General features: G+C 63.2%; 17 protein-coding genes. 6 read left to right on the forward strand and 11 right to left on the reverse strand.

Annotated features, from left to right (window positions below; translation table 11 throughout):
- Positions 1-12: 12 nt before the first annotated feature.
- On the reverse strand, positions 13-885 hold the full coding sequence (locus tag ACQ4WM_RS05030) for a c-type cytochrome (RefSeq protein ID WP_436545585.1): 873 nt from the start codon (positions 883-885) through the stop codon (positions 13-15).
- A gap of 99 nt (positions 886-984) precedes the next feature.
- Between ACQ4WM_RS05030 and ACQ4WM_RS05035 the strand changes: the two genes are divergently transcribed.
- The 4 genes from ACQ4WM_RS05035 to ACQ4WM_RS05050 are packed head-to-tail and all read left to right on the forward strand — an operon-like array spanning position 985 to position 5,181.
- Positions 985-1,404: a c-type cytochrome gene (locus ACQ4WM_RS05035; RefSeq protein WP_436545586.1), complete on the forward strand. Its 420-nt coding sequence runs from the start codon at positions 985-987 to the stop codon at positions 1,402-1,404.
- On the forward strand, positions 1,401-2,339 hold the full coding sequence (coxB, locus tag ACQ4WM_RS05040; protein WP_436545587.1) for a cytochrome c oxidase subunit II: 939 nt from the start codon (positions 1,401-1,403) through the stop codon (positions 2,337-2,339). The genes ACQ4WM_RS05035 and coxB overlap by 4 nt, the downstream gene beginning before the upstream one ends.
- Positions 2,336-4,852, forward strand: a complete 2,517-nt coding sequence (locus ACQ4WM_RS05045; protein WP_436545588.1) for a cbb3-type cytochrome c oxidase subunit I — start codon at positions 2,336-2,338, stop codon at positions 4,850-4,852. The genes coxB and ACQ4WM_RS05045 overlap by 4 nt, the downstream gene beginning before the upstream one ends.
- A gap of 11 nt (positions 4,853-4,863) precedes the next feature.
- Complete coding sequence (locus ACQ4WM_RS05050; protein ID WP_436545589.1) at positions 4,864-5,181, forward strand: hypothetical protein; 318 nt, start codon at positions 4,864-4,866, stop codon at positions 5,179-5,181.
- Positions 5,182-5,191: 10 nt separating this feature from the next.
- Here ACQ4WM_RS05050 and cueR read toward each other — a convergent pair whose 3' ends face one another.
- From cueR to ACQ4WM_RS05085, 7 genes are all read right to left on the reverse strand, one after another.
- Positions 5,192-5,620 carry a Cu(I)-responsive transcriptional regulator gene (gene cueR, locus ACQ4WM_RS05055; RefSeq protein ID WP_436545590.1) on the reverse strand — a complete coding sequence of 143 codons (429 nt, stop codon included), beginning with the start codon at positions 5,618-5,620 and terminating at the stop codon, positions 5,192-5,194.
- Positions 5,620-8,019: a heavy metal translocating P-type ATPase gene (locus tag ACQ4WM_RS05060; RefSeq protein WP_436545591.1), complete on the reverse strand. Its 2,400-nt coding sequence runs from the start codon at positions 8,017-8,019 to the stop codon at positions 5,620-5,622. Before ACQ4WM_RS05060 ends, cueR begins: the two co-directional genes overlap by 1 nt.
- Positions 8,020-8,091: 72 nt before the next feature.
- Positions 8,092-8,823 carry a FecR family protein gene (locus ACQ4WM_RS05065; RefSeq protein ID WP_436545592.1) on the reverse strand — a complete coding sequence of 244 codons (732 nt, stop codon included), beginning with the start codon at positions 8,821-8,823 and terminating at the stop codon, positions 8,092-8,094.
- 19 nt (positions 8,824-8,842) lie between these two features.
- Complete coding sequence (locus ACQ4WM_RS05070) at positions 8,843-16,465, reverse strand: YDG domain-containing protein (protein ID WP_436545593.1); 7,623 nt, start codon at positions 16,463-16,465, stop codon at positions 8,843-8,845.
- A 19-nt stretch (positions 16,466-16,484) separates the two neighbouring features.
- Positions 16,485-18,071, reverse strand: a complete 1,587-nt coding sequence (locus tag ACQ4WM_RS05075) for a ShlB/FhaC/HecB family hemolysin secretion/activation protein (RefSeq protein ID WP_436545594.1) — start codon at positions 18,069-18,071, stop codon at positions 16,485-16,487.
- A 116-nt stretch (positions 18,072-18,187) separates the two neighbouring features.
- Positions 18,188-20,437 (reverse strand): CHASE2 domain-containing protein, encoded by a 2,250-nt coding sequence (locus ACQ4WM_RS05080; RefSeq protein ID WP_436545595.1) that lies wholly within the window; start codon positions 20,435-20,437, stop codon positions 18,188-18,190.
- The gene (locus tag ACQ4WM_RS05085) at positions 20,437-22,080 is read right to left on the reverse strand and encodes an HD domain-containing phosphohydrolase (RefSeq protein WP_436545596.1); all 1,644 of its coding nucleotides are present in this window, start codon (positions 22,078-22,080) and stop codon (positions 20,437-20,439) included. The genes ACQ4WM_RS05080 and ACQ4WM_RS05085 overlap by 1 nt, the downstream gene beginning before the upstream one ends.
- A gap of 180 nt (positions 22,081-22,260) precedes the next feature.
- Between ACQ4WM_RS05085 and ACQ4WM_RS05090 the strand changes: the two genes are divergently transcribed.
- Positions 22,261-23,145 carry an MBL fold metallo-hydrolase gene (locus ACQ4WM_RS05090; RefSeq protein WP_436545597.1) on the forward strand — a complete coding sequence of 295 codons (885 nt, stop codon included), beginning with the start codon at positions 22,261-22,263 and terminating at the stop codon, positions 23,143-23,145.
- A gap of 61 nt (positions 23,146-23,206) precedes the next feature.
- Here the strand turns inward: ACQ4WM_RS05090 and ACQ4WM_RS05095 are convergent, their stop codons facing one another.
- Positions 23,207-23,404, reverse strand: a complete 198-nt coding sequence (locus ACQ4WM_RS05095) for a hypothetical protein (protein ID WP_436545598.1) — start codon at positions 23,402-23,404, stop codon at positions 23,207-23,209.
- Between the two features lie 45 nt (positions 23,405-23,449).
- Here ACQ4WM_RS05095 and ACQ4WM_RS05100 point away from each other — a divergent pair, with 45 nt between their 5' ends.
- Positions 23,450-23,695, forward strand: a complete 246-nt coding sequence (locus tag ACQ4WM_RS05100; protein ID WP_436545599.1) for a hypothetical protein — start codon at positions 23,450-23,452, stop codon at positions 23,693-23,695.
- A gap of 51 nt (positions 23,696-23,746) precedes the next feature.
- Here the strand turns inward: ACQ4WM_RS05100 and ACQ4WM_RS05105 are convergent, their stop codons facing one another.
- A complete protein-coding gene (locus tag ACQ4WM_RS05105) occupies positions 23,747-24,757 on the reverse strand; it encodes an inorganic phosphate transporter (RefSeq protein ID WP_436545600.1) in 1,011 nt (336 codons plus the stop codon).
- A gap of 43 nt (positions 24,758-24,800) precedes the next feature.
- The gene (locus ACQ4WM_RS05110; RefSeq protein WP_436545601.1) at positions 24,801-25,427 is read right to left on the reverse strand and encodes a DUF47 domain-containing protein; all 627 of its coding nucleotides are present in this window, start codon (positions 25,425-25,427) and stop codon (positions 24,801-24,803) included.
- Positions 25,428-25,470 lie beyond the last annotated feature (43 nt).

Raw genomic sequence — 25,470 nt, forward strand, 5'->3', positions numbered from 1 at the left:
GGCAAAGCTGGATTAATCAAGGCTCAGCAGGTACGCCGCCATGTCGCGCGCATCTTCGGCTCCCACGCCCATGTTCGGCATGGCCGTCTGCGGTTTCACGGCTTGCGGATCGCGTATCCATTGCTGCAGATGCGCGTCAGTATTGGCCAGACGGCCGGCCAGGTAGCGCCGCTGCGCCAATTTATCGAGCGGCGGCCCCACAAACACCTCCGAGCCGGTGATACCGGGGATCATGTGGCAGGCCCGGCAGGCGAACTGCGTCAGCGCCAGCTTGCCCCGTTCGATGCTGGTGGCCCGGTCAGTCGAGCGGCCACGCGTGCTCTGCGACTGCAGTTTCAATGGCGCCGTTGTGGCGGACAGGTGCGCATAGTCCTGCGCCGACAGCCTAGGCAACTGGCCCAGGAACGCTACCACCGCCCACAGTTGCTCTTCATCCAGATGATGGCCCCAGGCCGGCATGCCGCTCATCTTGATGCCGTGCCGCGTGATCCAGTACAACTCGTTGTTGCGCCAGCGCCTGGCCGCGTCCACCAGCGGCCCTGGCACGGGTTGCATGCTTTGCCCGATCAGCGCCTGCGCCACGCCAGGTGCGCCATGGCACTGCACGCAGTGCTGGCGGTACAGGCCGGCGCCTGCCACCACTTGCACTCTGGCGGCTGCACCGGCCAGGGCTGGGGGCACCCTCAGCTCGCTGGCATAGTGGCGCACCGATTCGTGCATGCCCTGCTCCAGCAGGCTGTACACGGGCTGCCAGTGCTGTCTGGTGGCGCCGATGTTGTACCAGCCGCTTTTGAGCACGAGCCAGCCTCCCAGTGCACCTGCGCCCGCGCACAGCAGCAAGGTGGCGGCGATGGTGCGAATGATGGTGGCGCGGCGTGATGTCATCGGGACGGCTCCATGGCGACAGTACGTTTCTATTGAAAACAAGGAAACAATGTCTTTGTCGTATTATAAAGATCGGTCAGGTTTCAGCAGGAAGCAATCGTGCGCAAGCCCTTTCTCCACTGTCGGACACTGTTTTCCCTGGCGTCAGCCTGGCGTGCCTGCCTGCTCGGCTGCGCACTGCTTGCCACCGCCTGCGACAGCCGCGAGACACCAACGCCACCGGCCTCGCCTGCCAGCATCGGCAACGCCGAACGGGGCCAGCGCCTGCTGGCGCAGTTCCAGTGCGGCGCCTGCCACCAGATTCCGAATGTACCAGCGGCGCGCAGCCAGATAGGTCCCAGCCTGGCCAACCTGGGCAGGCAAAGCTATATCGCTGGCCAGTTTCCGAACCAGCCCGAGACCCTGGTGCGCTGGATCGTCGATCCGCAAGCCATGCAGCCAGGCACCCTGATGCCTGCCATGGGCGTGTCGCCGGAACAGGCGCGCGACATGGTGGCTTACCTGTATGGCTTGCCATGACCACAAATTTCCGGCAATCGGCACTGCATCCGGCTGGGGCCGATGCGGCCATCATTCACAACCTGTCGTGGCTGCTGATCATCGGCGCCAGCGTGATCCTGCTGGGCATGATGGTGCTGCTGGCGCTGGCGCTGCGCCGGAAAAAAACCGGCGCGCCGCTGCGGCCGCTGCGCTGGCTTGTCGGCGGCGGCGTGCTGCTGCCGCTGGTGGTGCTGACGGCGCTCCTGGCCTGGAGCACCTTGCGCAGCGCCCACCTGACGCGGCCCTCGTCGCAGCATGCGATCAAGATCGCGGTGACCGCAAAAATGTGGTGGTGGGAAGTACGCTATACGGACCCGGCCAGCGGGACGGACATCGTGCTGGCCAATGAAATCCGGCTGCCGGCCGGGCAACGCGTCTACCTGGGCCTGTCCAGCGATGATGTGATCCACAGCTTCTGGGTGCCAGCGCTGGCCGGCAAGGTCGATATGCTGCCGGGGCGCCTGCATGGCATGACGGTGCGCGCCGACCAGCCCGGCATCTATCGGGGCCAGTGCGCCGAATACTGCGGCGAACAGCATGCGCGCATGGCGCTGCATGTGGTGGTGCAGACGCCTGACGAATTCGCCGCCTGGCTGTCCGCGCAATCCAGGCCTGCTGCCACGCCGGCCGGCGCGCTGGCCCTGCGCGGCCGCGATGCCTTTATCGCCCGGCGCTGCGTTGCCTGCCACGCGGTGCGTGGCGTGGCGGACGAGGGCGCACTGGGCCCGGACCTGACGCATATTGGCAGCCGCCTGTACCTGGGCGCCGGCACCTTGCGCAACAGTCGCGGCGCCATGGCCGGCTGGATCGCCGACCCGCATGCCAGCAAGCCGGGTGTGCGCATGCCGGCCGCCGGCGACCTCGACGGCCCTACCCTGGCAGCCATCACCGCTTACCTGGAGCAGTTGCAATGACCTACTCCGCATTGCCAAGCTCCCTGCCGCGTCCACCGGACGAGTTGGCCAGGCTGGAAGCAGTCTGGCGCACGCCCACGGGCTGGCGCTTCTTTACCACCGTCAATAACAACAATATCGGCCTGCTGTATATCGGCACGGCCATGCTGTTTTTCTTGCTGGCCGGCATCCTGGGCCTGTTGATACGGCTGCAGTTGGCAGTGCCGGAAAATGATTTCTTGTCGGCCGGCACTTATAACCAGATATTTACCATGCACGGCACGGTGATGATGTTTTTGTTCGCGATTCCCGTGGTCGAGGCGATCGCCGTCTATTTGCTGCCCGGCATGCTCGGTGCGCGCGATTTACCGTTTCCACGCCTGTCGGCCTATGCATTCTGGGCGTATGCGGTCGGTGGCCTGGGGTTCTTTACCAGCCTGTTCTGGGGCATGGCGCCCGACGGCGGCTGGTTCATGTATCCACCGCTTACCGGCAAGCAATATTCGCCGGGCCTGAATGCCGATTTCTGGCTGCTGGGCATCGGTTTTATCGAGATCTCGGCAATTGCCGGCGCCATTGAGCTGATCGTCGGCATCCTGTACACGCGCGCGCCGGGCATGAGCCTGTCGAAAATGCCGGTGTATGCCTGGGCTATGCTGGTGGTCGGCGTGATGATCGTGTTTGCGTTTCCTGCCGTGATTGCCGGCACCACCCTGCTGGAAATGGAGCGGGCGTTCGACTGGCCCTTCTTTATCGTCGAGCGCGGTGGTGATCCGCTGCTGTGGCAGCACTTGTTCTGGTTCTTCGGCCATCCCGAGGTCTACATTATCTTTTTGCCGGCCGCCGGCATGGTGTCGACCATGATACCGACGCTGGCCGGCACTGCCCTGGTCGGCCACCGCTCGATCGTCGCGGCCTTGCTGGCGGTAGGGTTTTTCAGCTTTGCGCTGTGGGCCCACCATATGTTGACGGCCGGCCTGGGCCTGCTGGAAATGAGCCTGGTGTCGGCTGCCAGCATGGCCGTGGCGATACCGACCGCCGTCCAGGTGTTTGCCTGGATCGCCACCTTGTGGCGCGGCAAAGCCTCGCCCGCCCAGGCACCGACGCTGTTTTTGCTGGGCTTTATGTTCATCTTCGTGCTGGGGGGATTGACGGGCGTGATGGTGGCCGTGCTGCCGTTCGACTGGCAGGCGCACGACAGCTATTTTATCGTGGCCCATTTGCACTATGTGCTGATCGGCGGGATGGTGTTTCCGATGTTTGCCGGCTTTTACTACTGGCTGCCACTGGTCAATGGCCACCGGCTGTCCGAACGCTGCGCGCGCTGGGTCTTCGGCCTGATGTTCGGCGGCTTCAACCTGGCGTTTTTCCCGATGCACCTGACAGGCTTGTGGGGCATGCCGCGCCGCGTCTACACCTATCCGGCCGACATGGGCTGGAACAACTTGAACCTGGCGTCCAGCATCGGCGCCCTGATCCTGGCGCTGAGCATCGTGCTGTTCTTTATCGACCTGGTGCACACCCTGCGCAAACCGCCGCAGGAGCACGGCAACCCGTGGCGCGCCGCCACCTTGGAATGGCTGCCGATGGAAGACTATGCCGTGCGCAGCATTCCCGATATAGGCTCGCGCCACCCGCTGTGGGATCAGCCAAACCTGCCCGAAGAAGTGGTGGCCGGCCGGCACTGGTTGCCCGGCACCGTGACAGGCTTGCGCGAAACCATTATCACCAGCCCGATACAGGCGCGGCCGGTGTACTTGCAAATCTTGCCCGGCGACAGCGCCTGGCCTTTGATCGGCGCGCTGGGCACGGCCGGCTTCTTCCTGCTGTTGACCATCGCGCAGACGCTGCTGGCTTGGAGCTGCGGGATTGCCGCCATCGTGGCAATCATTGCCTGGATGTGGCAGTCCGACAGCACCCCGCCCGTGACGACCGCGCAGGTATCGGATACGCTGGTGCTGCCGGTCGGCATCAGCGGCCCTGCATCGCATTCCTGGTGCGCCACCATCATCATGCTGGTGGTCGACGCCAGCATCTTTGCCGCCTTCGCCTTTGCGCATATCCACAGCGCGATGGCGCTGCAGATCTGTCCGCCGCCGGGCGCCAGATTACCCGCGCCGCTATGGCCCTGGGCCGCCTGCGCGCTGTTGATACTGGGTTCGGCCATGATGTTATGGGCACGGCGCTTGCAATCGAGCAATCGCCAGGGACTGCTGCGCCTGGCCGTGCTGCTGGCGCTGGCCTCGGCCGTGGCCGGCTTCGGCATGGCGTGGTACAGCCAGGCGCAGGCTGGCCTGTCGCCGACATCCAGCGCCTGGGCCGCCACCGTGGCAGCCTTGCTGGCCTACCAAGGTTTCCATGTGGTGATCCTGGCACTGGTGGCGGGCTTCCTGTGTGCGCGTTCGTGGGCCAACCGCTTGCTGCCGAGCCACCGCGCCACGCTCGACAACTGCAGCCTGCTATGGCACGGCACGGTCCTGCAAGGCAGCGTCGGCATTGCCATCGTGCACCTGATGCCGTCACTGATGGGCTAAGGATAACCTCAATGCGCGCACAGGACCATTTGCTCCGTCATCTGCTGCAACCGTCGCTGCCGCTGCTGATCTGGGGCGTGCATTTTTTCTTTTGCTATATCGTTACGGCCGAGCAAATGCGCTTCGGCAAGCTGTCACTGTTGTGGACGGTAGGGATCGCCTCGCTGCTGGCGCTGGCGTTGTTGTCAGTGTTGTGCTGGCGCGCGCTGCGCCGCCTGCATGCGGGTAGTGCAATCAGCATGCTGGACTGGGCCAGCGCCGCCTGCGCCGTGCTTGGGTCGCTGGGCGTGGCACTGAGCTGCCTGCCGATGGTGCTGCTGCTCGGCTAGCTCAACTGCATCAGCCGCAGCACGTCTTGCGGGCTGCGCCACCCTGTGCCATCGACAGTCCCAGGTTCTGCAGGATCGGGCAATCGGGCTGGTCGTCACCGTGGCAGGAAGCGGCCAGCTGACTGAGGGTATCGCGCATGTCGGTCAGTTCGGCGATGCGCTGGTTCAGGTCCGCCACATGAGCCAGCGCGATGGTTTTCACGTCGGCGCTGGCGCGCTGGTCGTTCTGCCACAGCGACAGCAGTTCGCGTATCTGTTCCAGCGAAAAGCCCAGGTTGCGCGAACGCTTGATAAAGTGCAGCGCGTGCAGGTCCTGCGGCGTGTAGATGCGGTAGCCGGCATCGCTGCGCGCGCTCGGTTTCAACAGCGTAATGCTCTCGTAGTAGCGTATCATTTTTGCCGAGACCCCGGTCTCGCTTGCCGCCTGGCCGATATTCATTATGATCCCTCTTTGTGATGCGCCTTGCCGGCCTTCCAGCGCCGCAGCAACAGCGCATTGCTGATCACGCTGACTGAGCTGAACGCCATTGCCGCACCGGCCACCATGGGGTTTAGCAAGCCGAACGCGGCCAGCGGAATGCCGATCAGGTTATAGATAAACGCCCAGAACAGGTTCTGCCGTATTTTGCTGTAGCTGCGGCGCGAAATATCGATGGCGTCTGCCACCAGGGCCGGATCGCCGCGCATCAGCGTGATGCCGGCCGCGTGCATGGCCACGTCGGTGCCGGTCGACATGGCGATGCCGACATCGGCCGCCGCCAGCGCGGGCGCATCGTTGATGCCGTCGCCTACCATGGCGACCTTCGCACCGGCCGCCTTCAGTTCCATGATTCTAGCGGTTTTATCGGCCGGCAGCATTTTGGCCGCCACGGTACCGATGCCCAGCAGCTTGCCGACCGCATCGGCACTGCCCTGGTTGTCGCCAGTCAGCATGACGGTCGTGATACCGAGTGCATGCAGCCGTGCAATCGCCTCGCGCGCGCCGGGCTTGGGCTGGTCGTTGAAAGCGAACAGGCCCAGCAGTTGCTTGCCGGAAGACAGCCAGGAAATCGTATTGCCGGCCGCTTCCAGCACCTGCGCCTGGCAGGCCAGTGCCGACAGGTCCACGCCCTGTTCCTGCATCAGCCGGGTGCTGCCGAGTCTCAAAGCCAGGCCATCGACCTGCGCCGCCAGGCCGCGGCCCGGCAGGGCCGACAAATCGTTGGCCGGCAAGGCCACGATGGCGCGCGCGATGGCCGCCTCCAGCACGGCCTTGGCCAGGCTGTGTTCGCTACCCGACTGTATGCTGGCCGCCAGTTGCAGCAAGCGCTCTTGCGTCACGCCGTGGGCATGCAGTGCTGCCAGCGACGGCCTGCCTGCCGTCAGGGTGCCCGTCTTGTCGAACACTACCGTGGTGACGCCATGCGCCACTTCCAGCGCTTCGGCGTCCTTGATCAGGATGCCGTAACGGGCCGCCACGCCGGTGCCGGCCATGATGGCGGTCGGCGTGGCCAGGCCCAGCGCACATGGGCAGGCGATCACCAGCACGGCAACAGCATTGATAATGGCGGTTTCCAGGTCGCCATTCGCCAGCCACCAGCCCAGCAGGGTCAGCAGCGCCAGGCCCAGCACCACGGGAACAAAAATGGCGCTGACCTTGTCGACCAGGTGCTGGATCGGCGCCTTGGCGGCCTGCGCGTCTTCCACCAGGCGGATAATGCGCGACAAGGTGGTATCCACGCCCACCGCAGCAGTGCGCACCAGCAACAAGCCATCGCCATTGATGGCACCACCGGTGACCTGGTCGCCCACATGCTTGTCGACCGGCAGGCTTTCACCAGTAATCAGCGACTCATTCACCTGGCTGGCGCCTTCCAGCACCACGCCATCGACGGCGACCCGCTCGCCGGGCCGTATCACCACCAGGTCGCCCAGCCTGACCAGTTCTACCGGTACATCGACCTCGAGGGCGTCGCGGCGCACGCGCGCCGTGGCGGGACGCAGCACTTGCAAGGCCCGGATCGCCGAGGCTGTCTGGCGCTTGGCGCGCCCTTCCAGCCATTTTCCCAGCAGCACCAGGGTGATCACCACGGCCGACGCCTCGAAATACAGGTGCGGCATCATGTCGCCCGCCGTCAGCCATTGATAGACCGACAAGCCATACGCGGCGCTGGTACCGAGCGCCACCAGCAGATCCATATTGCCGCTGCCCGCCCTGAGCGCCTTCCAGCCCGCCCTGTAGAAGCGCGCGCCCAGGTAAAACTGCACCGGCGTGGCCAGGGCGAACTGGCACCAGCCAGGCAGCATCCAGTGCACGCCCCCCCAATCCAGCAGCATCGGCAGCAGCATCGGCAGGGCCAGCAGGCCGGCAAATACCACCTTGATCCCATCATGCGATGGCGATGGCGCTGGCGCACTGGCTGCGCCGCCGGCTGGCACTGGCACGCTGGCCTGGTAGCCGGCAGCGGTGACTGCCGCAACCAGGGTCGAGGCTTGCACGCCGCTGACCGTCACGCGCGCGCTTTCGGTGGCCAGGTTGACGCTCGCGGCCAGCACACCGGGCACTTTCAGCAAGGCCTTCTCCACCCGGCCCACGCACGAGGCGCACGTCATGTCGGCCACCGACAGGTCGATCTGCGTGCTGGCCACGGCATAGCCGGCCTTGTCCACCGCCGCCTGCAAGGTGGCCAGCGCAAGGTGCTGGCTGGACGCCACCCTGGCAGTATCGGTGGCCAGGTTGATGCTGGCGCTGCTTACGCCCGGCACGGCCGCCAGCGCCTTTTCAACGCGGGCGGCGCACGAGGCGCAGGTCATGCCTTCGACCGTGAATGACTGCAGATAAGGGGAAGCTGGCGGCATGGAGAGCATCCTGTAGACAAGAGTGTATGACTACAGGATGCGCCCTCCAACGATGGGAAGGTCAAGCGGAAATCAGCGTACTATGCAGTCGATACCGTCCGACTTGCCCGGCGTGCTGTTGCTGGCGGTCGGGATGTTGCCGGAACCGAACGCGACCGGCAGCGTAAACTGCATGCCCGGATTGGTCGGCAGCATGACTGGCGGCTGCTTGAAGCTAGGCGTAAAACCGAACTGCCCGGCGGCGAACTCGAGCACCCCGGCTGGATTGCTCACCACGATTTGTCCACTGGTCACCGACGTGTAAAGCCCTGGCGCCAGCGCCGGCCCTTGCGGCAGTGCCGTTTTCGGCGGCGTTGAGCCTGGTGCAGCAGAGCCGCCGGCGCCGATATATTCGGCCATGAAATAGGTGCCGCGGATGCCGATGGTGGCGACCGGCGTTTTCAGGGAAAACTTTTCCTTGTTGCGCTTGCCCAGCAAGCCCGACAGGGAGCGCAGCCCGCCCTTGACCAGGTTGAACGAGGCCTGGTCACCGTCAGGCTGGTCGGCCTGGTAGGCAAACTGTTCGACCACAAAGGTGGTGCTTGGCTTCAGCGTGATCTCGCTGTTGTCGATGAATTTCACCAGGGCATAGGTGTTCTTCTCGGTAATAAGCGTGTCGCCCGATTCCACCTCGGATTTCAGCGACAGTATCTTGACCTTGCCATCGGCCTTTTTCGCCATCATCGGCCCACTCAGCTGCGTCACCGTGCCGGCCACCTGGGCGAACGCATGCAGGCTGATGCTCATCAGCACCAGCCACAGCATGGCGCCCGCCAGCATCGACCTAGTTGCAATAGGTCTTTTTGATACCATTTTGAGGGTCATCTGTGGCTTTCTTCGTCGATTCTTTGGAGGTCGCGCTCGCCAGCAGTGGCGTGCTCACGTTGTTGGGCGTATTGAACTGGTTGAGCGGGTTGTATTGTTCGCTGAGCGCCGGCAAGGTATTGCTGGCGCTGATGATGGTGCTTGGCGGCAGCACCGGCGTCGTCACCGGCTGGGCAACCAGCACCGAGGCCGGCACCGTCACACGGCCGTTCGGTGCGAGCAGCGAGACGGGTGAGCCGCGGCTGTTGATGCGTACCGTTTCGGCGGCGGTCAGGTCGCCGTTTTTCGCCAGCACGGCGATGCTGCCAGCGGCCTGCGTATCGAGCGCGGAAGCGCCGGCAAAGGTGACGCCGTTACCGGCCGTCACGGCAATGGCGCGCGCCGCACTGACGCGTGCGCCGTCACCAAAGGCCACGTCCGTGCTGGCGTCAATGGTGACGTCGTTGCCGTTGACGACACCCTGCACATTGACGGGGCTATGCGCGATCAGCGTCACATTGCCGCTGCTGGCATTGATCGCATGGCTCTCGATGCCACCCGTGCTTTCGATGCGCACATCGCCGGCACCGGTCGACACGCTTCCCAGCACCAGCACGGCAGGCGCACTGGTATTGGTCAGTGCAATGCCACCGGCGCCGCTGTTGCTGGCACTGAAGTTCCTGACACGGTTGCCAGTATCGTTCAGCACGGTGCCGGTTTGCGATTGCGTGGCCAGGCTGCCGGCAACCACGGCGCCGCTCTGGCTGATGGCGCCGGCGGCAGCGTTCAGGCGGATGGTATTCGCGGTCAATGCCGCGAAACGCAGGTCACCGGCGGCCTGGTTCACGGCCAGGTTGCCGCCGATATTGATGGCGCCTGCGCTCTGGCTGAAGCTGTTGCTGACCGTCATATTGCCCTGCCCACCGAGCAGGCCGCCGGTCTGAGCATAGTTGGCCACCGTCAGCACATTGTTGAGCAGCAAGCTGCCGCCGGTGAGGTTCAGGCCGCCGCGCGAGTTCAAACTGTTGAGCACGGTATCGCCAGCCGCCGCCGTGTACACCACGTTGCCGGTACTGGCCGCGAAATCGGCCGCCAGCACATTGGCCCCGCTAGGCGCCACGCCCCCTTCCCAGTTGGCAGCGTCGCTCCACAAGCCACCGCTTGCACCGATCCAGGTCGACAAGGCGCGCTGCGCAATGCTGGCCTGGGCCACGCCGCTGTTCGAAGTCAATACATAGTTGCCGGCATCGCTCCCTGCCAGCTGGAAGCCGCCCACTGCCACGGTTTTACCTGTGCCGAAGTTGCGGTCGGCAAAGGTGCCGCTGCCGCCCGCCAGGCTGACGGCATCCTGGCCGATCACGCCCGCCACCGTGCCGCTGACACTGGCCACTTGCGTGCCGTCATATATCTTGTCGCTGGCACTGACGCTGGCCAGGGTCAACGCCGCGCGAGCAATGCTGGCGCTGGTAACGCCGCCGGTAGCGGCCAGCCGGTAATTGCCGGCGTCCGTGCCCGACAGGGCGATATTACCCACCGTGACTGCCTTGCCGGTGCCGGCGTTCTTGTCAACAAACGCCGCGCTGGCCGATGCGCTCAGCACATCGCCAACGATACGGTCATCGCTGATCGCCACCTGCGCGCCGGTCGCGCCGTCATACACCTTGTCGACACCCGTATAGCCCAGGTCCAGCGTACGCTGCGCGATGCTGGCCGTTGCCGTGCCACTGGTCGTGGCCAAAATGTAGTTGCCCGCATCAAGGCCGGACAGGCTCGCATTCTGCACCGCTACAACTTTGTTACTACCAGCGTTCTTGTCGGCAAAGGCGCCGGAAGCCGTGGTTGTCAGGACGTCACCGGCAATACGGTTGTCGGTCACCGCGACCGTGGCGGCAGTGCTGCCGTCATACGTTTTGCCGGCTGCTGCAAAGCCCAGCGCCAGCGTACGTTGCGTAATGGTGGCGCTGGTGGCGCCGGTGGTCGAGGCCAGCGTATAGTTGGCAGCATCGGTACCGGACAGGCTGGCGCTCTGCACCGTCACGGTCTTGTTGGCGCCGGCATTTTTGTCGGCAAATACACCTGTCGCCGTTGCCGTCAGAACGTCGCCGGCAATACGGTTGTCGGTGACGGCGACCGTGGCGGCGGTATTGCCGTCATAGGTTTTACCGGCTGCTGCAAACCCCAGCGCCAGCGCACGTTGCACAATGGTGGCGCTGGTGGCGCCGGTGGTCGAGGCCAGCGTATAGTTGGCAGCATCGGTACCGGACAGGCTGGCGCTCTGCACCGTCACGGTCTTGTTGGCGCCGGCATTCTTGTCGGCAAATGCGCCGCTGGCCGTTGCCGTCAGCACGTCACCAGCCACGCGGTTGTCGGTGACAGCGACTGTGGCGGCGGTATTGCCGTCATAGGTCTTGCCTGCAGCCGTGAAACCCAGAGCCAGCGCACGTTGTGTAATGGTGGCGCTGGTGGCGCCGGTGGTCGAGGCCAGTACATAGTTGGCTGCATCGGTACCGGACAGGCTGGCATTGCGCACGGTCACAGCTTTGTTGGCGCCGGCGTTCTTGTCGACAAACGCGCCAGTCGCTGTTGCTGTCAGCATGTCGCCAGCCACGCGGTTGTCGGTCACCGCGACCGTGGCGGCGGTATTGCCGTCATAGGTCTTGCCTGCAGCATTGAAACCCAGCGCCAGCGCACGTTGTGTAATGGTGGCGCTGGTGGCGCCGGTGGTCGAGGCCAGTACATAGTTGGCTGCATCGGTACCGGACAGGCTGGCATTCTGCACGGTCACAGCTTTGTTGGCGCCGGCGTTCTTGTCGACAAACGCGCCAGTCGCTGTTGCTGTCAGCATGTCGCCAGCAACACGGTTGTCGGTCACCGCGACCGTGGCGGCGGTATTGCCGTCATAGGTCTTGCCTGCAGCATTGAAACCCAGCGCCAGCGCACGTTGCGTGATGGTGGCGCTGGCGGCGCCGCTGGTCGATGCCAGCACATAGTTGGCCGCATCGGTACCGGACAGGCTGGCGTTCTGGACCGTTACGGCCTTGTTGCTGCCGGCATTCTTGTCGGCAAACGCGCCGCTGGCCGTTGCCGTCAGCACGTCACCAGCCACGCGGTTGTCGGTGACAGCGACTGTGGCGGCGGTGTTGCCGTCATAGGTCTTCCCGGCAGCCGTAAAGCCCAACGCCAGCGCACGTTGCGTAATGGTGGCGCTGGTGGCACCGGAGGTCGAGGCCAGTACATAGTTGGCTGCATCGGTACCGGACAGGCTGGCGTTCTGGACCGTTACGGCCTTGTTGCTGCCGGCATTCTTGTCGGCAAATGCACCGATGGCCGTTGCCGTCAGCACGTCACCGGCGATACGGTTGTCAGTGACGGTGACCGTGGCGGCAGTGTTGCCGTCATAGGTCTTGCCTGCAGCATTGAAACCCAGCGCCAGCTCGCGCTGGCTAATCGTGGCGCTGCTGGCGCCGGTGGTCGAGCTCAGCACATAATTGGCGGCGTCAAGACCGGACAGGCTGGCGTTCTGTACCGTCACCGTCTTGCCGCTGCCAGCGTTCTTGTCAGCAAACACACCGGTTGCCGATGTTGTCAGTACATCACCGCTCACACGATTATCGGTGACCGTCACGGCAGCATTTGTGCCGCCATCGTAAGTTTTATTGACGCCGGTAAAGCCGAGATTGAGCGTGCGCGCCGTGATGCCGGCACTGGTCTTGCCGGAGCTTGTATTGAGTACATAATTGCCCGCGTCGCTGCCGCCCAGGTTGCTGCCCCCCACGCTGTAGTTGACGTCCTTGCTGGCGCCCACGTTCTTGTCGGCGAAATTGGCCGAGGCGCCCGACAACTGGACCTGGTCGCCACCGATCACGCCGGCCAAGGTGCCGCTGAGGCTGGCGCTGGTACTGCCATCGTAGACTTTGCTGGCGGCGCTGACACTGGCCAGGCTGAGGCTGGCGCGGCTGATCTCGGCCGTACCAGTGGCGGTCCCGGCCAGGCTGTAATTGCCCAGCTCATTACCGCTCAAAACCAGGCCGCTGAGATTGACCTGCTTGGCGGCGCCGGCATTTTTGTCCACAAATTGCGCCGTGCCGGTCACGCCCAGGGTGTCGTTACTGACCGTGTTACCCAAGCTTAGGATCGCATTGGCAAAGCCTACCTGGCCGTCATAAACTTTGCTACCGCCCAGGATCACGCTCAGCGCGCGCGGCGTGATGGCCAGCGTGGTGGTGCCTGCATACGTGATATCGTATTTGGTCGACCACAGCCCACCCAACGCATAATTGCCGACATTCACGGCATTGCCGTAGCTGGCGGTGCCGCTGGCGGCCACATCGCCGTTCGTCAGGCCGACATAGCTGAGCGTGCCGGCATTGGCCAGCACGCCATCATAGACCTTGCTGGCCGCGCCGCTGGCACTCACCGCCAACGGTGTCAAAAAGGCTTTCAGCATCGGCGTGGTATAGCCGTCGTAGATGCGCCAGACGGCATTTTCGCCAAAATTGAAGCCTCCGAACTGGGCTTGCTGCTGCATTTGCGCCGTGGAGCGGCCACTGGCACCACCCCGGTCAAAAGGAGTGCCGGCAGTGTCGCCATTGAAATAGGCATATTCCACGACCGCCCCCGAATCAGCGCGCCCGATCACCGCGCCCACCGTATTGAAGTCAAGACCATTGCCCGACACATGGCCCGAGAAATACAGCCGACTGGCGCTGCTGCCCACCACGCTCCAGCCGATCACGCCGCCCAGATTCTGGCGCGCAAGCGTTTCGTCGCTGTTGCTGGCCAGGCCGATGGCGCCGGTCGCATACACATCTTCAATCGTACCGCCGTTGCGCCCGACCAGGCCGCCCACATTCGCGCCGCCGCCCACGCCGCCGGTGGCATACGCTTGCGAGATGTTGCCGTCGTTATTGCCAACCAGGCCACCGACATTGCTGTTGCCGCTAACAGCCATGCTGCTGCTGACGTTGCTGATCGTACCGCCATTGTTGCCGACGACGGCGCCGACATTGTTGCCGCCCGTGACGCTACCACCCAGCATGGCCAGGTTGCGGATGGTGCCACCCTGTACCCTGGCGAACAGGCCGCTGCCAAAGAACGAGGGGTTGGCGCCGCCGTTGATGGTCAAGCCGCTGATGCTGTGACCGGCGCCATCGAAAATGCCCTCATACGCCGCATCGTCGCCTTTGAACAGCGGTGTGAAACCGGTGCGCACGCCTTCCCGGGTCCAGCTGGCGGTGCCGCTGGCGTCGATATTGGCCGCCAGAATATAGTTTTTATTATAGCTTTGCGTGGCGATGCCTTGCAGGCCATACACATCAGCGATCTGGTACGGCGTCGCGACATCGCCATTGCCGCCCTTGACCCGCAGGAAGGTACCACTGCCGATATTGAAACCGCTGGCGGAAAATGCCGGCAGGTTGGCGTTATTCTGGACCCAGTTGCCGCCTTCAAGGAAAAACTCGCCGCCCACAATGAGTGGGCTGCTGGACGTGATCAGATTGTCACTGCTGTTACCACCGCCGCCAACGTTCAATTTCAGGTTATGCAGCACAGTGAAAAAACTGTCGAGGTTGATGCCTGTGCCGCTATTCAACACCAGATTGGTCACGTGGTCGCTGATGCTGAGCGAACCGGTTTGATTGATGGTGCCGGCATTGCTGCCGCCGATGGTCAGTGTGCCGGCGATAACCTGGCCCAACTCGTTATTGGTCAAACCCAGGCTGTCGGCGGGCTTGGCGCCGACAACGCCCAGCGTTATTTGCCGGCCCGGACTCATCGGCGTCAATGTAACGTTATTGCCCCTGATGAGGCCGAGGCCAAAAGTGATATTGTCTGCTTGCAACTGCAGCGTATTTCCGGTCAGCTGATTGCTGCTGCTATCGGTGCTTGTCAGGGTGATGCCGCCGTTGGCGTTATTCGCGCGCAAGGTCAGGTCGCCGAAACCGACCTTGGTATTGACCGTGCCGGCGCCCGTCACGCTGGCGCCCGACAGATAGGCGTTGCCGCCGTTGGTATTGATCGCCGCGTTCAGGTTCAGGTTCGCGCCGTAACCGTAGAAGGTGCCGCCAGTGGCGTCATTGGCAGACAGGACAACGGCGCCGGCCGAGGTCGTGATCGGCGAGTTGACATTGATGCTCTCGCCGGCTATCGCGCTCAGGCCGACGCCCGGGTTGGCCATATTGATGGCGCTGTTGAAATTGATCTGGTGCGTCGCCTGCAGCGTCACATTACTGCTGGCATTGGAAATGGTGTCCGCGCCAATGCTGGCGGTACCGGTCGACGGCGCGTCGCCAAAGTCATCGAAACTGCCCAGTTCACCGGGGTAGACGGCCACGACATCGATATCATAGGGATCGATCAGCCAGTTGCCGCGCTTGCCGCGCGACGAGGCAGTGTCGACACGGATGCCCTTGATGTCGAGGTAATGGCCCGAGGTTTCCACCAGGCCGCCGTTGCCCGAGGCCGCGCCGCCGCGTGCCGAAATGCTGCCCAATACGCGCGCCGTCTGGTCACCCCATACAATCACCTTGCCGCCGTCGCCGTTGGCGACCGCGTCGGCCTTGATGCTGGCGCCGCTGTCCATCGCCACCTGGCGCGCATTGCTGATCGCCGGATTCTTGCCCTGGTAGTCGCCACCCAGCAGCACCGTGCCACCGCCCATGACGCCGCTGACATCCACTCTGGCGTCGCCCTGCATGCCGACCTGGTCGCCCAGCACCGTCACCTCGCCCCCCTTGCCCGCCGTGCTGGTGGCGGTAGTGACACTGCCATTTTCCAGCAGCGCCTTGCCGGTGGCTTTCAATACGATCTTGCCGTTCTCGCCAAGCACCGCGCTATTGGCATTGAGCACGCCACGCTGGTTCAGCAGCGCACCGACCATGCCGATGCGTCCGCCCTGGGCCACGATCTGGCCCACATTGATGGCACGGTCCGCAGGGGCAGACAGCACCACGCGCAGGTCCGGGTTGGCGGCATCGGCCAGTTGCACGCTGTGGCCTGCGGCCAGCAGCACGTCGCCGTTGGGCGCGGTGATAATGCCGCTGTTTTCCACGTTCGGCGCGATCAGCAGAATCTGCCCGCCGCTGCCGGCATGGATGGCGCCTTGGTTGAGGACGGCGCCGGCCTGCTCGCCGGCATTGAAATTCATCTTGCCGGCCAGGAAGTCCTGGTTCGACAGCGCCAGGCTGGACGCCACCAGGCCGGCCACGTCGACCCGTGCATCACGGCCGAACAGCACGCCATTCGGATTGATCAGGAATACCTTGCCGTTCGATTGCAGCGAGCCGAGGATCTTGCTGGGGTCTTGACCGGTGATGCGATTGAGCACACTGCTGCCGGCGTTTTGCTGGACAAACCGGGTGATCTCGCCCTGGTTCACCGAAAAACTCTGCCAGTTGATAATGGTGTTGGGCGTGTTCGTGATCGTAAACAGATTGCCCTGCTGGTTGAACGTGGCCTGGCCATGCACCACTTGCGGCAGGACCGGATTGGCGTGGGCCGCATTGAAGCAGGCGGCGATCAGCAAGGCCAGCGCAGTGCGGCGCAGCGGCGGCTCGGAAGTGCGGTCGACGGGCGCGATGCGCGATGGTTTTTGTTTGGTCATGATCATTTATCCTCGAGGCTCAGTACGACAGCGCAACTCTGAAATGCAGGCGATTGGCGTCGCGGCGCCCGGTCTGGCCGGCATTGACTACATGGGCGTAGTCCAGCTGCAGGTTGGCGTAGCGGCTCAGCAGAATGCGTAGCCCCAGGCCGGTCGAGCCGATAGCCATGCTGTCGATTTCGCCGGGCAAGGCGTGATTGCGGCGCACCCACCCGGTGTCATAAAACGCCAGCGCGCGGCACTGGTAGCTGCTGTCGCCGCACCAGTTCGGCGTGTACAGCTCCAGGTTCAGGTTGGCGCCCGAGTCATTGGCCACTTCGCGCTCGAGAAAGCCGCGTACGGTGGCCGCGCCGCCGACGCCGAACTGCTCGCCCGGCACCAGCGCGTCGGGCGTGTACTGGCCGTTGAACAGCGCGCGCCATTGCCAGTCGTTTTCCAGTACCTGGGTATAACTGCCCGCGAGGCGCAGGGTGCTGTAGCCGGCCCTGGCGCCGGAACGCGCCAGCGTAAAGTCGTGCTGGCTGCCATTCTTGCCGCCGGCAATATTGCGCGCCAGGGTCAGGCCCACGCTGGCCTCGCCACGCGGCAAGCTCCAGGCGCCGATATAGGCGATGCTCACCGGATGCACCGTCACGTCGGTGCCCAGCTCCATGCCGAAGAACTGCAGGCTGTTGCGGTAGGCCTTGAAGTCCAGGCCATACACCAGCTTGGGTTCGTAGTTGTCGCGCTTGCCGAAGTTCTGATTGTAGCGCGCACCGGCCGTGGTGCCGCGGCCGCTGACGGCCAGGTCGACAATGCCGGCCGACACCGTGCCCGAATCGACGTTCGAATAACTGGCAAAAAAATCGAGCGAATCGCCGAGCAGGTACAGCGGCACGTGGTAGCCGAGGCCGTACACGCCGACCTGGTTGGCGTGCTCCAGCGAGGTGGTGTATTGCAGGCTGGCCACATGATCGAGGCCCCACAGGTTGGCATGCTGCAGCACCACCCCGGCGTGGGTCTTGCCGGAGTCCTTGCTGCCGGTATTGTCGACATTGAGCGTGGCTTTCCAGGGGTTTTCATCGACCACCTTGATGTCGGCGTCCACCGTACCCTCGGCCTCGCCGCCAGCCAGTTTGACTTCCATCTTGCGGGCCGGGTTTTCATTGGCCAGCGTCAGGCTTTGCCCCAGGGACACCATGTTGGGCGTCTGTCCTTCGACCAAGGCTGGCAGGGCACGCCGCACATTGGCGTCATCGACATGCTGGTTGCCGGTAATGGCCACCTTGCCGACCTGCGTCTGCACCACGTTCAGGTGCACGGCGCCATGCGCCAGTTCCTGCTCCGGCAAGGCCACCAGCACCATGGTGTAGCCGCGCGCGCGATAGGCATTTTCCAGCGCCTCGACGGCTTGCTGGATGGCGCCAAAGTCGCGCTGCCGGCCGGCAAACGGCGCCACCAGCGATTGCACCAGTTGCGGCCCCAGCAAGGTGTCGCCGCTGACCTCGTAGCTGGCGATATCAAATAAGGGAACGGCACTGTCGGCAGCCTCGGTTTGGGCGTTCGCGCGTGCCGCGCAGAACAACAGCGCGGAACCTGCAAGCAGGCGCACCAGACGATAATTCATGTGTGAGAGTTCTTGTGGTTGCATGGCCAGCCAGGCGTGTCTGGACCATCAATTGATTGAAAGCAAAGTTTAGACGGATTTTGATTTCCAGTCAGAAATATCTATGCTAATGATGGTTATTTTGTTTCAAAACTGGTAACACCGTCCCAGTCCTCTCCGGGTGGATCGCTGCGGTACTGTCGCAGACGGGCGCCATACAGCCGGCGCAAGCCATCGTCTGGCAGTTCCATCAAGATTGCCTCAGCGCCATTCCAGTCGCGGGCCCGCAACAGTTCCAGCACGCGCGACCAACGCGCCAACAGCGCCAGTTCATCCGCATCAACGTCGCTGTGCAAGCCGCGCGGCTCGAAAATGGCTACCGGCTCAGTCTTGCCCTTAACCCGCACGCGGTCCAGTTCGCGGTAGGCAAATTGCGGCGCCTGCGCACGCGTAAATTCGCTCACCGCGATGCCCACGCCATACACCTTGGTAATGCCTTCCAGGCGCGCGCCCAGGTTGACCGCGTCGCCCATCACGGTATAGGCACGGCGGATGCGCGAGCCCATATCGCCCACATGCATCAGGCCACTGTTGATGCCGATGCCGATCTGCAGCGCCGGCCAGCCGCGCGCCTGGAACTCCTGGTTCAAACGACCTGCGCTCTTCTGCATCAGCAGAGCGCTGGCCACGGCCCGGCCAGCATGGTCGGGAAACGCCACCGGTGCACCCCAGAAGGCCATCACGGCGTCGCCGATATATTTGTCCAGCGTGCCGCCGTGGCTGTCGCGGATGTCTTCCGACATGGCAGTCAGGTAGAGGTTGATATACTCCCGCAACTGCTGCGGCGTCATCTGCTCCGAAATGGCAGTAAAGCCGCGCACGTCGGCAAACAGCACCGTCAGTTCGCGGCTTTCACCGTCCATGCTGTAGCGGTCGGGATTGTCGGCCATCTGCGCCACCAGTTCCGGCGCCACGTATTGGCCGAAGCGCGACACCAGCGCCCTGCCCTTGCGCACTTCGAAAAAATAGCCCCAGGCCAGGTTGGCAACGAACAGCGCCGCGATCAGCAATAGCAGCACGGCAACATCGAGCGCCGCATCAAAGCTGTGATACAGCCACCAGTTCAGCCCCAGCGCACCGGCCAGCGCGCTACCTGCCAGCAACACGGCTGCTGCCGGCGTGGCCAGCGCCAGCGCGCAGCCCAGCAGCAGGCCCGCCAGCACCACCTGGCCAAATTCGATTGCCAGCGCATAGTCGGGGCGCGACTTGAAATGGCCGTCGAATATCGATTTGATCAGGTTGGCATGCACTTCCACACCAGGAAACTCGGCATTGACGGGCGTGGCACGGATATCGTTCAGGCCTGCGGCGGTGGTACCCACCAGCACGATGGCGCCGTGCAGCACCTGCGCCGGCACTGCGCCCATCAGCACATCGGCCGCCGACACATACCGAAAGGCACCGCCGTCCGGGCCGCCCCTGCCGCGAAACTGAATCGTGGTGGTCAAGGCTTCGCCGACCGGAATATCGAGGCGTCCGCGCGGCGTAAAGATAGCGATGCGGTCCAGGCCGCCGTGCTCGCGCTCGGCCTCGGACAAGTTGTCGGCGCTCTGGCTGAACACGGGTGCAATCGCGCGCGCCTTCAGGAACACGCTGGCCGTGGCCAGCGACAGCGACGGGTAGTACGCGTCGCCGATGCGCTGCAACAGGGTCGACGAGCGCAGCACGCCATCACTGTCGGTCAGGGCCGTGAAGATGCCGGCCCCTTGCGCCGCCTGCTGCAGCTGTGCCAGGTTGGCTTCATAGCCGGGCGCCGTAAATGCCGTCACCGTGCGCCCGTTCAGGTCGCTCACGCTGAACGCCGGCTTGGGCAGCACGCCCTTCTTTTGACGGTCCGACACGCTGTAGCCAAGCACCACGGGCTGGCCGCGCATCGCCTCGGCAAACAGGGCGTCGTAATCCATCTGCGGTTTCAAACGTTCAAGCTGGCTGCGCAGCCCGGGCACGCCCGCCAGTTCGCCCCTGGCAAGCTGGGCCAGCACGCCATAGCCGGAGCTGGTATCGGCTTCCGGGAACGAAATATCGAAACCGACCGCAGCCACGCCATAGTGGCCCGTCAATTGCGTGACCAGGCGCGCCTGCACGTCGCGGCCCCAGGGAAAGCGGCCGATCTGGTTCAGGCTTTTTTCATCGATATCGACGATCACGATGCGCGTGTCGAGCTGCGGCTGTTCCGCGCGCATGCGCATGTCACCGAGCATGGCGTCGAGCCGGCCGACCGTATCGCTACCGAACAAACCGATGCTGGCGCAGGCGGCCAGCAGCGTCAACAACATGCCCAGCAGCAGCCGGCCACCATGCTTTTTCAATGCACCAGGCCAGCGCATCAGGGCACGTAACCGGGAATGGCCGCTTCGTCGACGGCGTCGATCTGCTCGGGATGCATGTGCTGCTGTGCAAAGGTCAGGTAAACTTTGCTGCGAATAAAGACATCGAACAGGTCGGGGTCGATATGGCCGTTCAGGCTGAAGTGGCCGAGGATGCGCAGCGACTCCGACAGCGACTTGCCCTTCTTGTAGGGCCGGTCTCGCGCCGTCAGTGCCTCGAAAATATCGGCAATCGCCATCAGCCGCGCCGGCACCGACATCTGCTCGCGCGTCAGCCCGCGCGGATAGCCGTTGCCGTCCATGCGTTCATGGTGGCCGCCCGCGTATTCCGGCACTTTTTGCAAATGCCTGGGCCACGGCAGCGCCTCGAGCATGCGGATCGACACCGCAATATGGTTGTTGATGATCTTGCGTTCTTGCTCGGTCAGGGTACCGAAACGGATGGTCAGGTTTTCGACTTCATTGGCATCGAGGAAATCGCGCTCGACACCGTCAGGCCCGACCCAGCGCCGCGCCGCGATCGTGCGCACCCGTTCCTGGTCGGCCGGCGACATGCCTTCGCCGCCGATATTGGCATGTCGCAAAAAGTCGCGCTCTTCGCGCAGCACAATCTGCTGCTGTTGCAATGCTTTCACGATCTCGTGCTGGCGTTCAGGCGCCGCCAACTGTTCTTTCAAGGCGGCAATTTCTGCGTCGCGCAGCAGCACTTCGAAGCGCGTGTCGATCAGGTGGATGCGGTCATGGATGGTTTCCAGCTTGGTGGCCTTGTCGACCACGTGCACCGGGGTGGTGATCTTGCCGCAGTCGTGCAGCAAGCCCGCCAGCCACAGTTGCTTGCGCTCGTTCTCGCTCAGCTGGAAACCGGCCATCGGGCCATGCGTGGTGGCGTGCACGGCGTCGGCCAGCATCATGGTCAGCTCGGGCACGAACTGGCAGTGGCGGCCCGTGTACGGCGACTTTTCATCGATGCCGATATTGATCAGGTTGACCAGGGACTCCAGCAATTGTTCCAGCTGGCGCAGCAGCAATTGATTGGTCAGCGCCACGGCCGCCTGCGCCGCCAGTGCCTCGATAAAGCGCTGGTCGGTGGCGGAAAACGCCTGTACCGCACCGGTCTCGCGATCCTGGGCGTTAATCAGTTGCAGCACGCCGATCAGCTCGCCTTCATGATCGCTCATCGGCACCGTCAGGAAGGACGTGGAACGGTAGCCATAGTGGCCGTCAAACGCGCGCATGCCCGAAAAATTGAATTCACCCGACTGGTACACATCGTCGATATTGACGGAAACGCGGCGGTGCGCCGCATACGCCGCCACCGAGCCAAGATTCGGAGTGCCGTCGTCCTGCCACAGCGCCACGCCGGGCACGCCGATGGCCACGCCGGCGCTGGCGCCCTGGCGCAGCCCCAGGCTGTCATTGATACTGATATGAAATTCGAGGCTGCGCCCGTCCGCGCCGGGACGGTACAAGGTGCCGCCGTCGGCGCCCGTCATGTCCTTGGCGACCAGCACGATGCGTTCGAGCAGGGGTGTGATATCGCCGCCGTGCAGCATGCCGGCCGCCGCGCCACGACCCAGTTCGACGCTCAGTTCAGTCAGCTGGTCGAGCCGCTGGGCAATTTGCTCGGGGTGCAGCTGGAGCATGATGGGGGCATGGGAAAGTGGCAACAAGCACTAGTGTAACGTTGCCAGCTGTCAGCTGTACATTCCAAAAAGGCAACAACTGAAAATAGATTTCCGAAACACAACAATTATAAAAAAATGCCGTTTTGGGCACGACGATTAGAATAGAATCAACAATCGTTACACTATAACAAGGCAGCGATGAAATTCACCTTCAGGGGCGTGCGCGGTTCGATCCCTTCGCCCGGCCCGCATACGGTGCGCTACGGCGGCAACACGACCTGCATCGAAGTACGCACGGCCAGCGACGCCCTGCTGGTACTCGATGGCGGCAGCGGCATCTTTGCCCTTGGCCGCGCACTGCCGCCGGGGCCGGCCACTGCCCACATCCTGATCACCCACAGCCACTGGGACCATATCCATGGCCTGCCCATGTTCGCGCCGCTGTTCATGCGCGGCAGCCGCGTGCACCTGTATGGCGCGGCCGACGCGGCCGGCAATGGCATCGAACACGTGATGGCCACGCAGTTGCAGAACAACTATTTTCCCGTCAGCGAAACGGCCATGGCGGCCGAGATCGACTACCGCACCGTGGCCGTCGGCGAGCGCTTCGAAGTGGCCGATGCGGTGGTAACGAATGCCGAAATGAATCATCCGGTGATCAACCTCGGCTACCGCATCGAGTCCGGCGGCGCTTCGCTGTTTTTCAGCGGCGACCATGAACCGTTCCACAATCCGCACACTGAAGGCTCGCCCGCACACGCCACCTGCCAAGGACACATCGCACAGCGCCAGGCCGCCATCGACGCGGTGATTGCCGGCGTTGACGCCCTGATCATGGACTGCTCGTACACGCGCGAGGAATATGAAACCAAGCGCGGCTGGGGCCACGGCACCTTCGACGGCGCGCTTGAACTGGCCGTGCGCTGCGGCGTCAAGCGGCTGTATTGCACCCACCATGAACCGGGCCGCAGCGACGAGCAGCTGGAAGCCGTGTTTGCCGACGTGATGGCGCGCTTTACCGGCCGGCTGGGCGCGTTGCAGGTGTTCCTGGCGGCCGAGGGGATGACGGTGGCGCTGGCTTAGACCGATGTATGTTGGATAACGAACGGTAGCGGCTGGCGGACAAGGGCATGATGAACTTTCATTACTCAAGGAGAGCACCATGACCCAGCAAAGCGATAAAGCGCGCGAACAACAGCAGCGCGAAGATCAGCAGGCCCAGCATGAAGCGAACAAAAGCCGCCAACAGGCCGAGCAGGACAAAGGCGCGATACGCCAGAATGACGGACTGAAGGAACACCAGGGTGGCGACAAAGGGCCACGGGGCCAGTAGAATCACCATCAAGGAGCTGCGGCTCCTTTTTCTTAACTGCTTCCGTGCCGCCACATGAAAAATCTGCTGACGATTGCCTGCCTCGCCCTGTTTGCCGCACTGGCCACCGCCGTGCTCGGCTTCCTGGCCCTTAACGTGCTGCCCTGCTCCTGGTTCGGCAGCGCTGCCGAAGGTGCTTGCGGCTATGGCGCCACCTTTGCCGTACTGGGCGCGTCGCCATTTGTGTTTTTGGTGCTGCTGGTGGCGTTTTGCATCGTGTACGCGCGGCGACAGGCAAAGGCATCAAAAATCGAGCGATAAAAAAAGGAGCCTGAAATGAAAGGCTCCTTTTTCAATTGCGAAGATATCGCATTACATGATGTGGTGACCGATCCACCAGGCCACTGCCGCCACAAAAGCCGACGCCGGTATCGTGAAAATCCAGGCCCAGACGATATTGCCTGCCACACCCCAGCGCACGGCCGACATTTTTTGCGCCGAACCGACGCCAACGATGGCGCCCGTGATCGTGTGCGTGGTCGACACCGGGATGCCCAGTGCGGTCGACACGAACAGCGTGATGGCGCCGCCCGTTTCTGCACAGAAGCCGCCTACCGGTTTCAACTTGGTGATCTTCTGGCCCATGGTCTTGACGATGCGCCAGCCACCGAACAGGGTGCCGAAGCTGATCGCCGTATAGCACGAGATGATGACCCACAGTGGCGGCATGGCGTCAGCCGCGCTGGAGTGGCCGGCAGCAATCAGCAGCATCCAGATAATGCCGATGGTTTTCTGCGCGTCGTTGCCGCCATGGCCCAGGCTGTAGGCAGCAGCCGAAGCCAGCTGCAGGCGGCGAAACCATTTGTCGACCTTGCGCGGCGTCGAACGCACGAATATCCACGATACGATCAGCATCATGATCGAGCCGAACACAAAGCCCAGCACCGGTGCGATGACGATAAAGGCGACGGTTTTCCACAGACCGGCCGCGACCAGCGCGCCGGTACCGGACTTGGCGACAGCGGCGCCCACCAGGCCACCGATCAGTGCATGCGAGGACGACGAAGGTATGCCGTAGTACCAGGTAAATAAGTTCCAGACGATGGCGCCCATCAGCGCGCCGAAGATCACATACTGATCGATCACCATCGGATCGATGGTGCCCTTGCCCACCGTGGCAGCCACGGTCAGCTGGTGAAACACGAAAATGGCAACAAAATTGAAAGTGGCAGCCATGGCAACCGCAGTCTGCGGTTTCAATACGCCCGTCGAGACCACCGTGGCGATCGCGTTGGCGGCATCGTGGAAGCCGTTCATGAAGTCAAACAGCAGCGCCAGGGCGATCAACAGGCCGAGCACGTAGATGCTGATTTGTATGGTCATTGGTAGATTCTTTTCTGATTCTGGTTCAGGACAGGCCCAACGCTTACGCGTTTTCGACGATGATGCCTTCGATGATGTTGGACACATCTTCGCAACGGTCGGTCACGGTTTCCAGAAGCTCGTAGATCGCCTTCATCTTGATCAGGGTGCGCACGTCCGGTTCGTCGCGGAACAGCTTGGACATGGCGGCGCGCATCACGTGGTCGGCGTCCGACTCCAGACGGTCGATCTCTTCGCAGATGGCAACGATCTTGCGCGAATTGTCCATATTGTGCAGCAGGGCGACGGCGTCGCGCACTTTTTCGGTACAGGCCAGCACCAGTTCGGCCAAGCGCTTGGCTTCCGGCGTGACGGCTTTCAGATCATACAGGGATACGGTTTGCGCCGCGTCTTCCAGCAGGTCCAGGATGTCGTCCTGGCGCGTGATCAGCTGGTGAATGTCGTCGCGGTCGATCGGCGTGATGAAGGTCTTGTGCAGCATTTCCACGGTGGCGTACGTCACCTTGTCGGCCTGTTTCTCGATGCTCTCGATGGCATGCACGCGGTTTTCCAGGTCGTCGAAATTGGTCATCAGGCCAAGCATCTCTTTTGCGCCCTTGACGCACAGTTCCGCGTGCTGGTTAAACAATTCAAAAAACTTGCCCTCGGTGGGCATCAAGCGTCCAAACATGTCATTCTCCGTTAAGCATAGCGTCGTGTTATTTACTGCAGAA

Source organism: Janthinobacterium longum (assembly GCF_051380735.1).
GTDB lineage: Bacteria > Pseudomonadota > Gammaproteobacteria > Burkholderiales > Burkholderiaceae_D > Janthinobacterium.

Excerpts from the sequence above, each read along its gene's own strand:
- ACQ4WM_RS05045 (WP_436545588.1), top strand. The coding sequence starts at position 2,336 with ATGACCTACTCCGCATTGCCAAGCTCCCTGCCGCGTCCACCGGACGAG.
- ACQ4WM_RS05065 (WP_436545592.1), bottom strand. The coding sequence starts at position 8,823 with ATGCTGTGGCTGGTGCTGATGAGCATCAGCCTGCATGCGTTCGCCCAG.
- ACQ4WM_RS05085 (WP_436545596.1), bottom strand. The coding sequence starts at position 22,080 with ATGCTCCAGCTGCACCCCGAGCAAATTGCCCAGCGGCTCGACCAGCTG.
- ACQ4WM_RS05090 (WP_436545597.1), top strand. The coding sequence starts at position 22,261 with ATGAAATTCACCTTCAGGGGCGTGCGCGGTTCGATCCCTTCGCCCGGC.
- ACQ4WM_RS05070 (WP_436545593.1), bottom strand. The coding sequence starts at position 16,465 with ATGACCAAACAAAAACCATCGCGCATCGCGCCCGTCGACCGCACTTCC.
- ACQ4WM_RS05075 (WP_436545594.1), bottom strand. The coding sequence starts at position 18,071 with ATGAATTATCGTCTGGTGCGCCTGCTTGCAGGTTCCGCGCTGTTGTTC.
- ACQ4WM_RS05100 (WP_436545599.1), top strand. The coding sequence starts at position 23,450 with ATGAAAAATCTGCTGACGATTGCCTGCCTCGCCCTGTTTGCCGCACTG.
- ACQ4WM_RS05050 (WP_436545589.1), top strand. The coding sequence starts at position 4,864 with ATGCGCGCACAGGACCATTTGCTCCGTCATCTGCTGCAACCGTCGCTG.
- ACQ4WM_RS05030 (WP_436545585.1), bottom strand. The coding sequence starts at position 885 with ATGACATCACGCCGCGCCACCATCATTCGCACCATCGCCGCCACCTTG.
- ACQ4WM_RS05080 (WP_436545595.1), bottom strand. The coding sequence starts at position 20,437 with ATGCGCTGGCCTGGTGCATTGAAAAAGCATGGTGGCCGGCTGCTGCTG.
- coxB (WP_436545587.1), top strand. The coding sequence starts at position 1,401 with ATGACCACAAATTTCCGGCAATCGGCACTGCATCCGGCTGGGGCCGAT.
- ACQ4WM_RS05060 (WP_436545591.1), bottom strand. The coding sequence starts at position 8,019 with ATGCCGCCAGCTTCCCCTTATCTGCAGTCATTCACGGTCGAAGGCATG.
- ACQ4WM_RS05095 (WP_436545598.1), bottom strand. The coding sequence starts at position 23,404 with ATGGTGATTCTACTGGCCCCGTGGCCCTTTGTCGCCACCCTGGTGTTC.
- cueR (WP_436545590.1), bottom strand. The coding sequence starts at position 5,620 with ATGAATATCGGCCAGGCGGCAAGCGAGACCGGGGTCTCGGCAAAAATG.
- ACQ4WM_RS05110 (WP_436545601.1), bottom strand. The coding sequence starts at position 25,427 with ATGTTTGGACGCTTGATGCCCACCGAGGGCAAGTTTTTTGAATTGTTT.
- ACQ4WM_RS05105 (WP_436545600.1), bottom strand. The coding sequence starts at position 24,757 with ATGACCATACAAATCAGCATCTACGTGCTCGGCCTGTTGATCGCCCTG.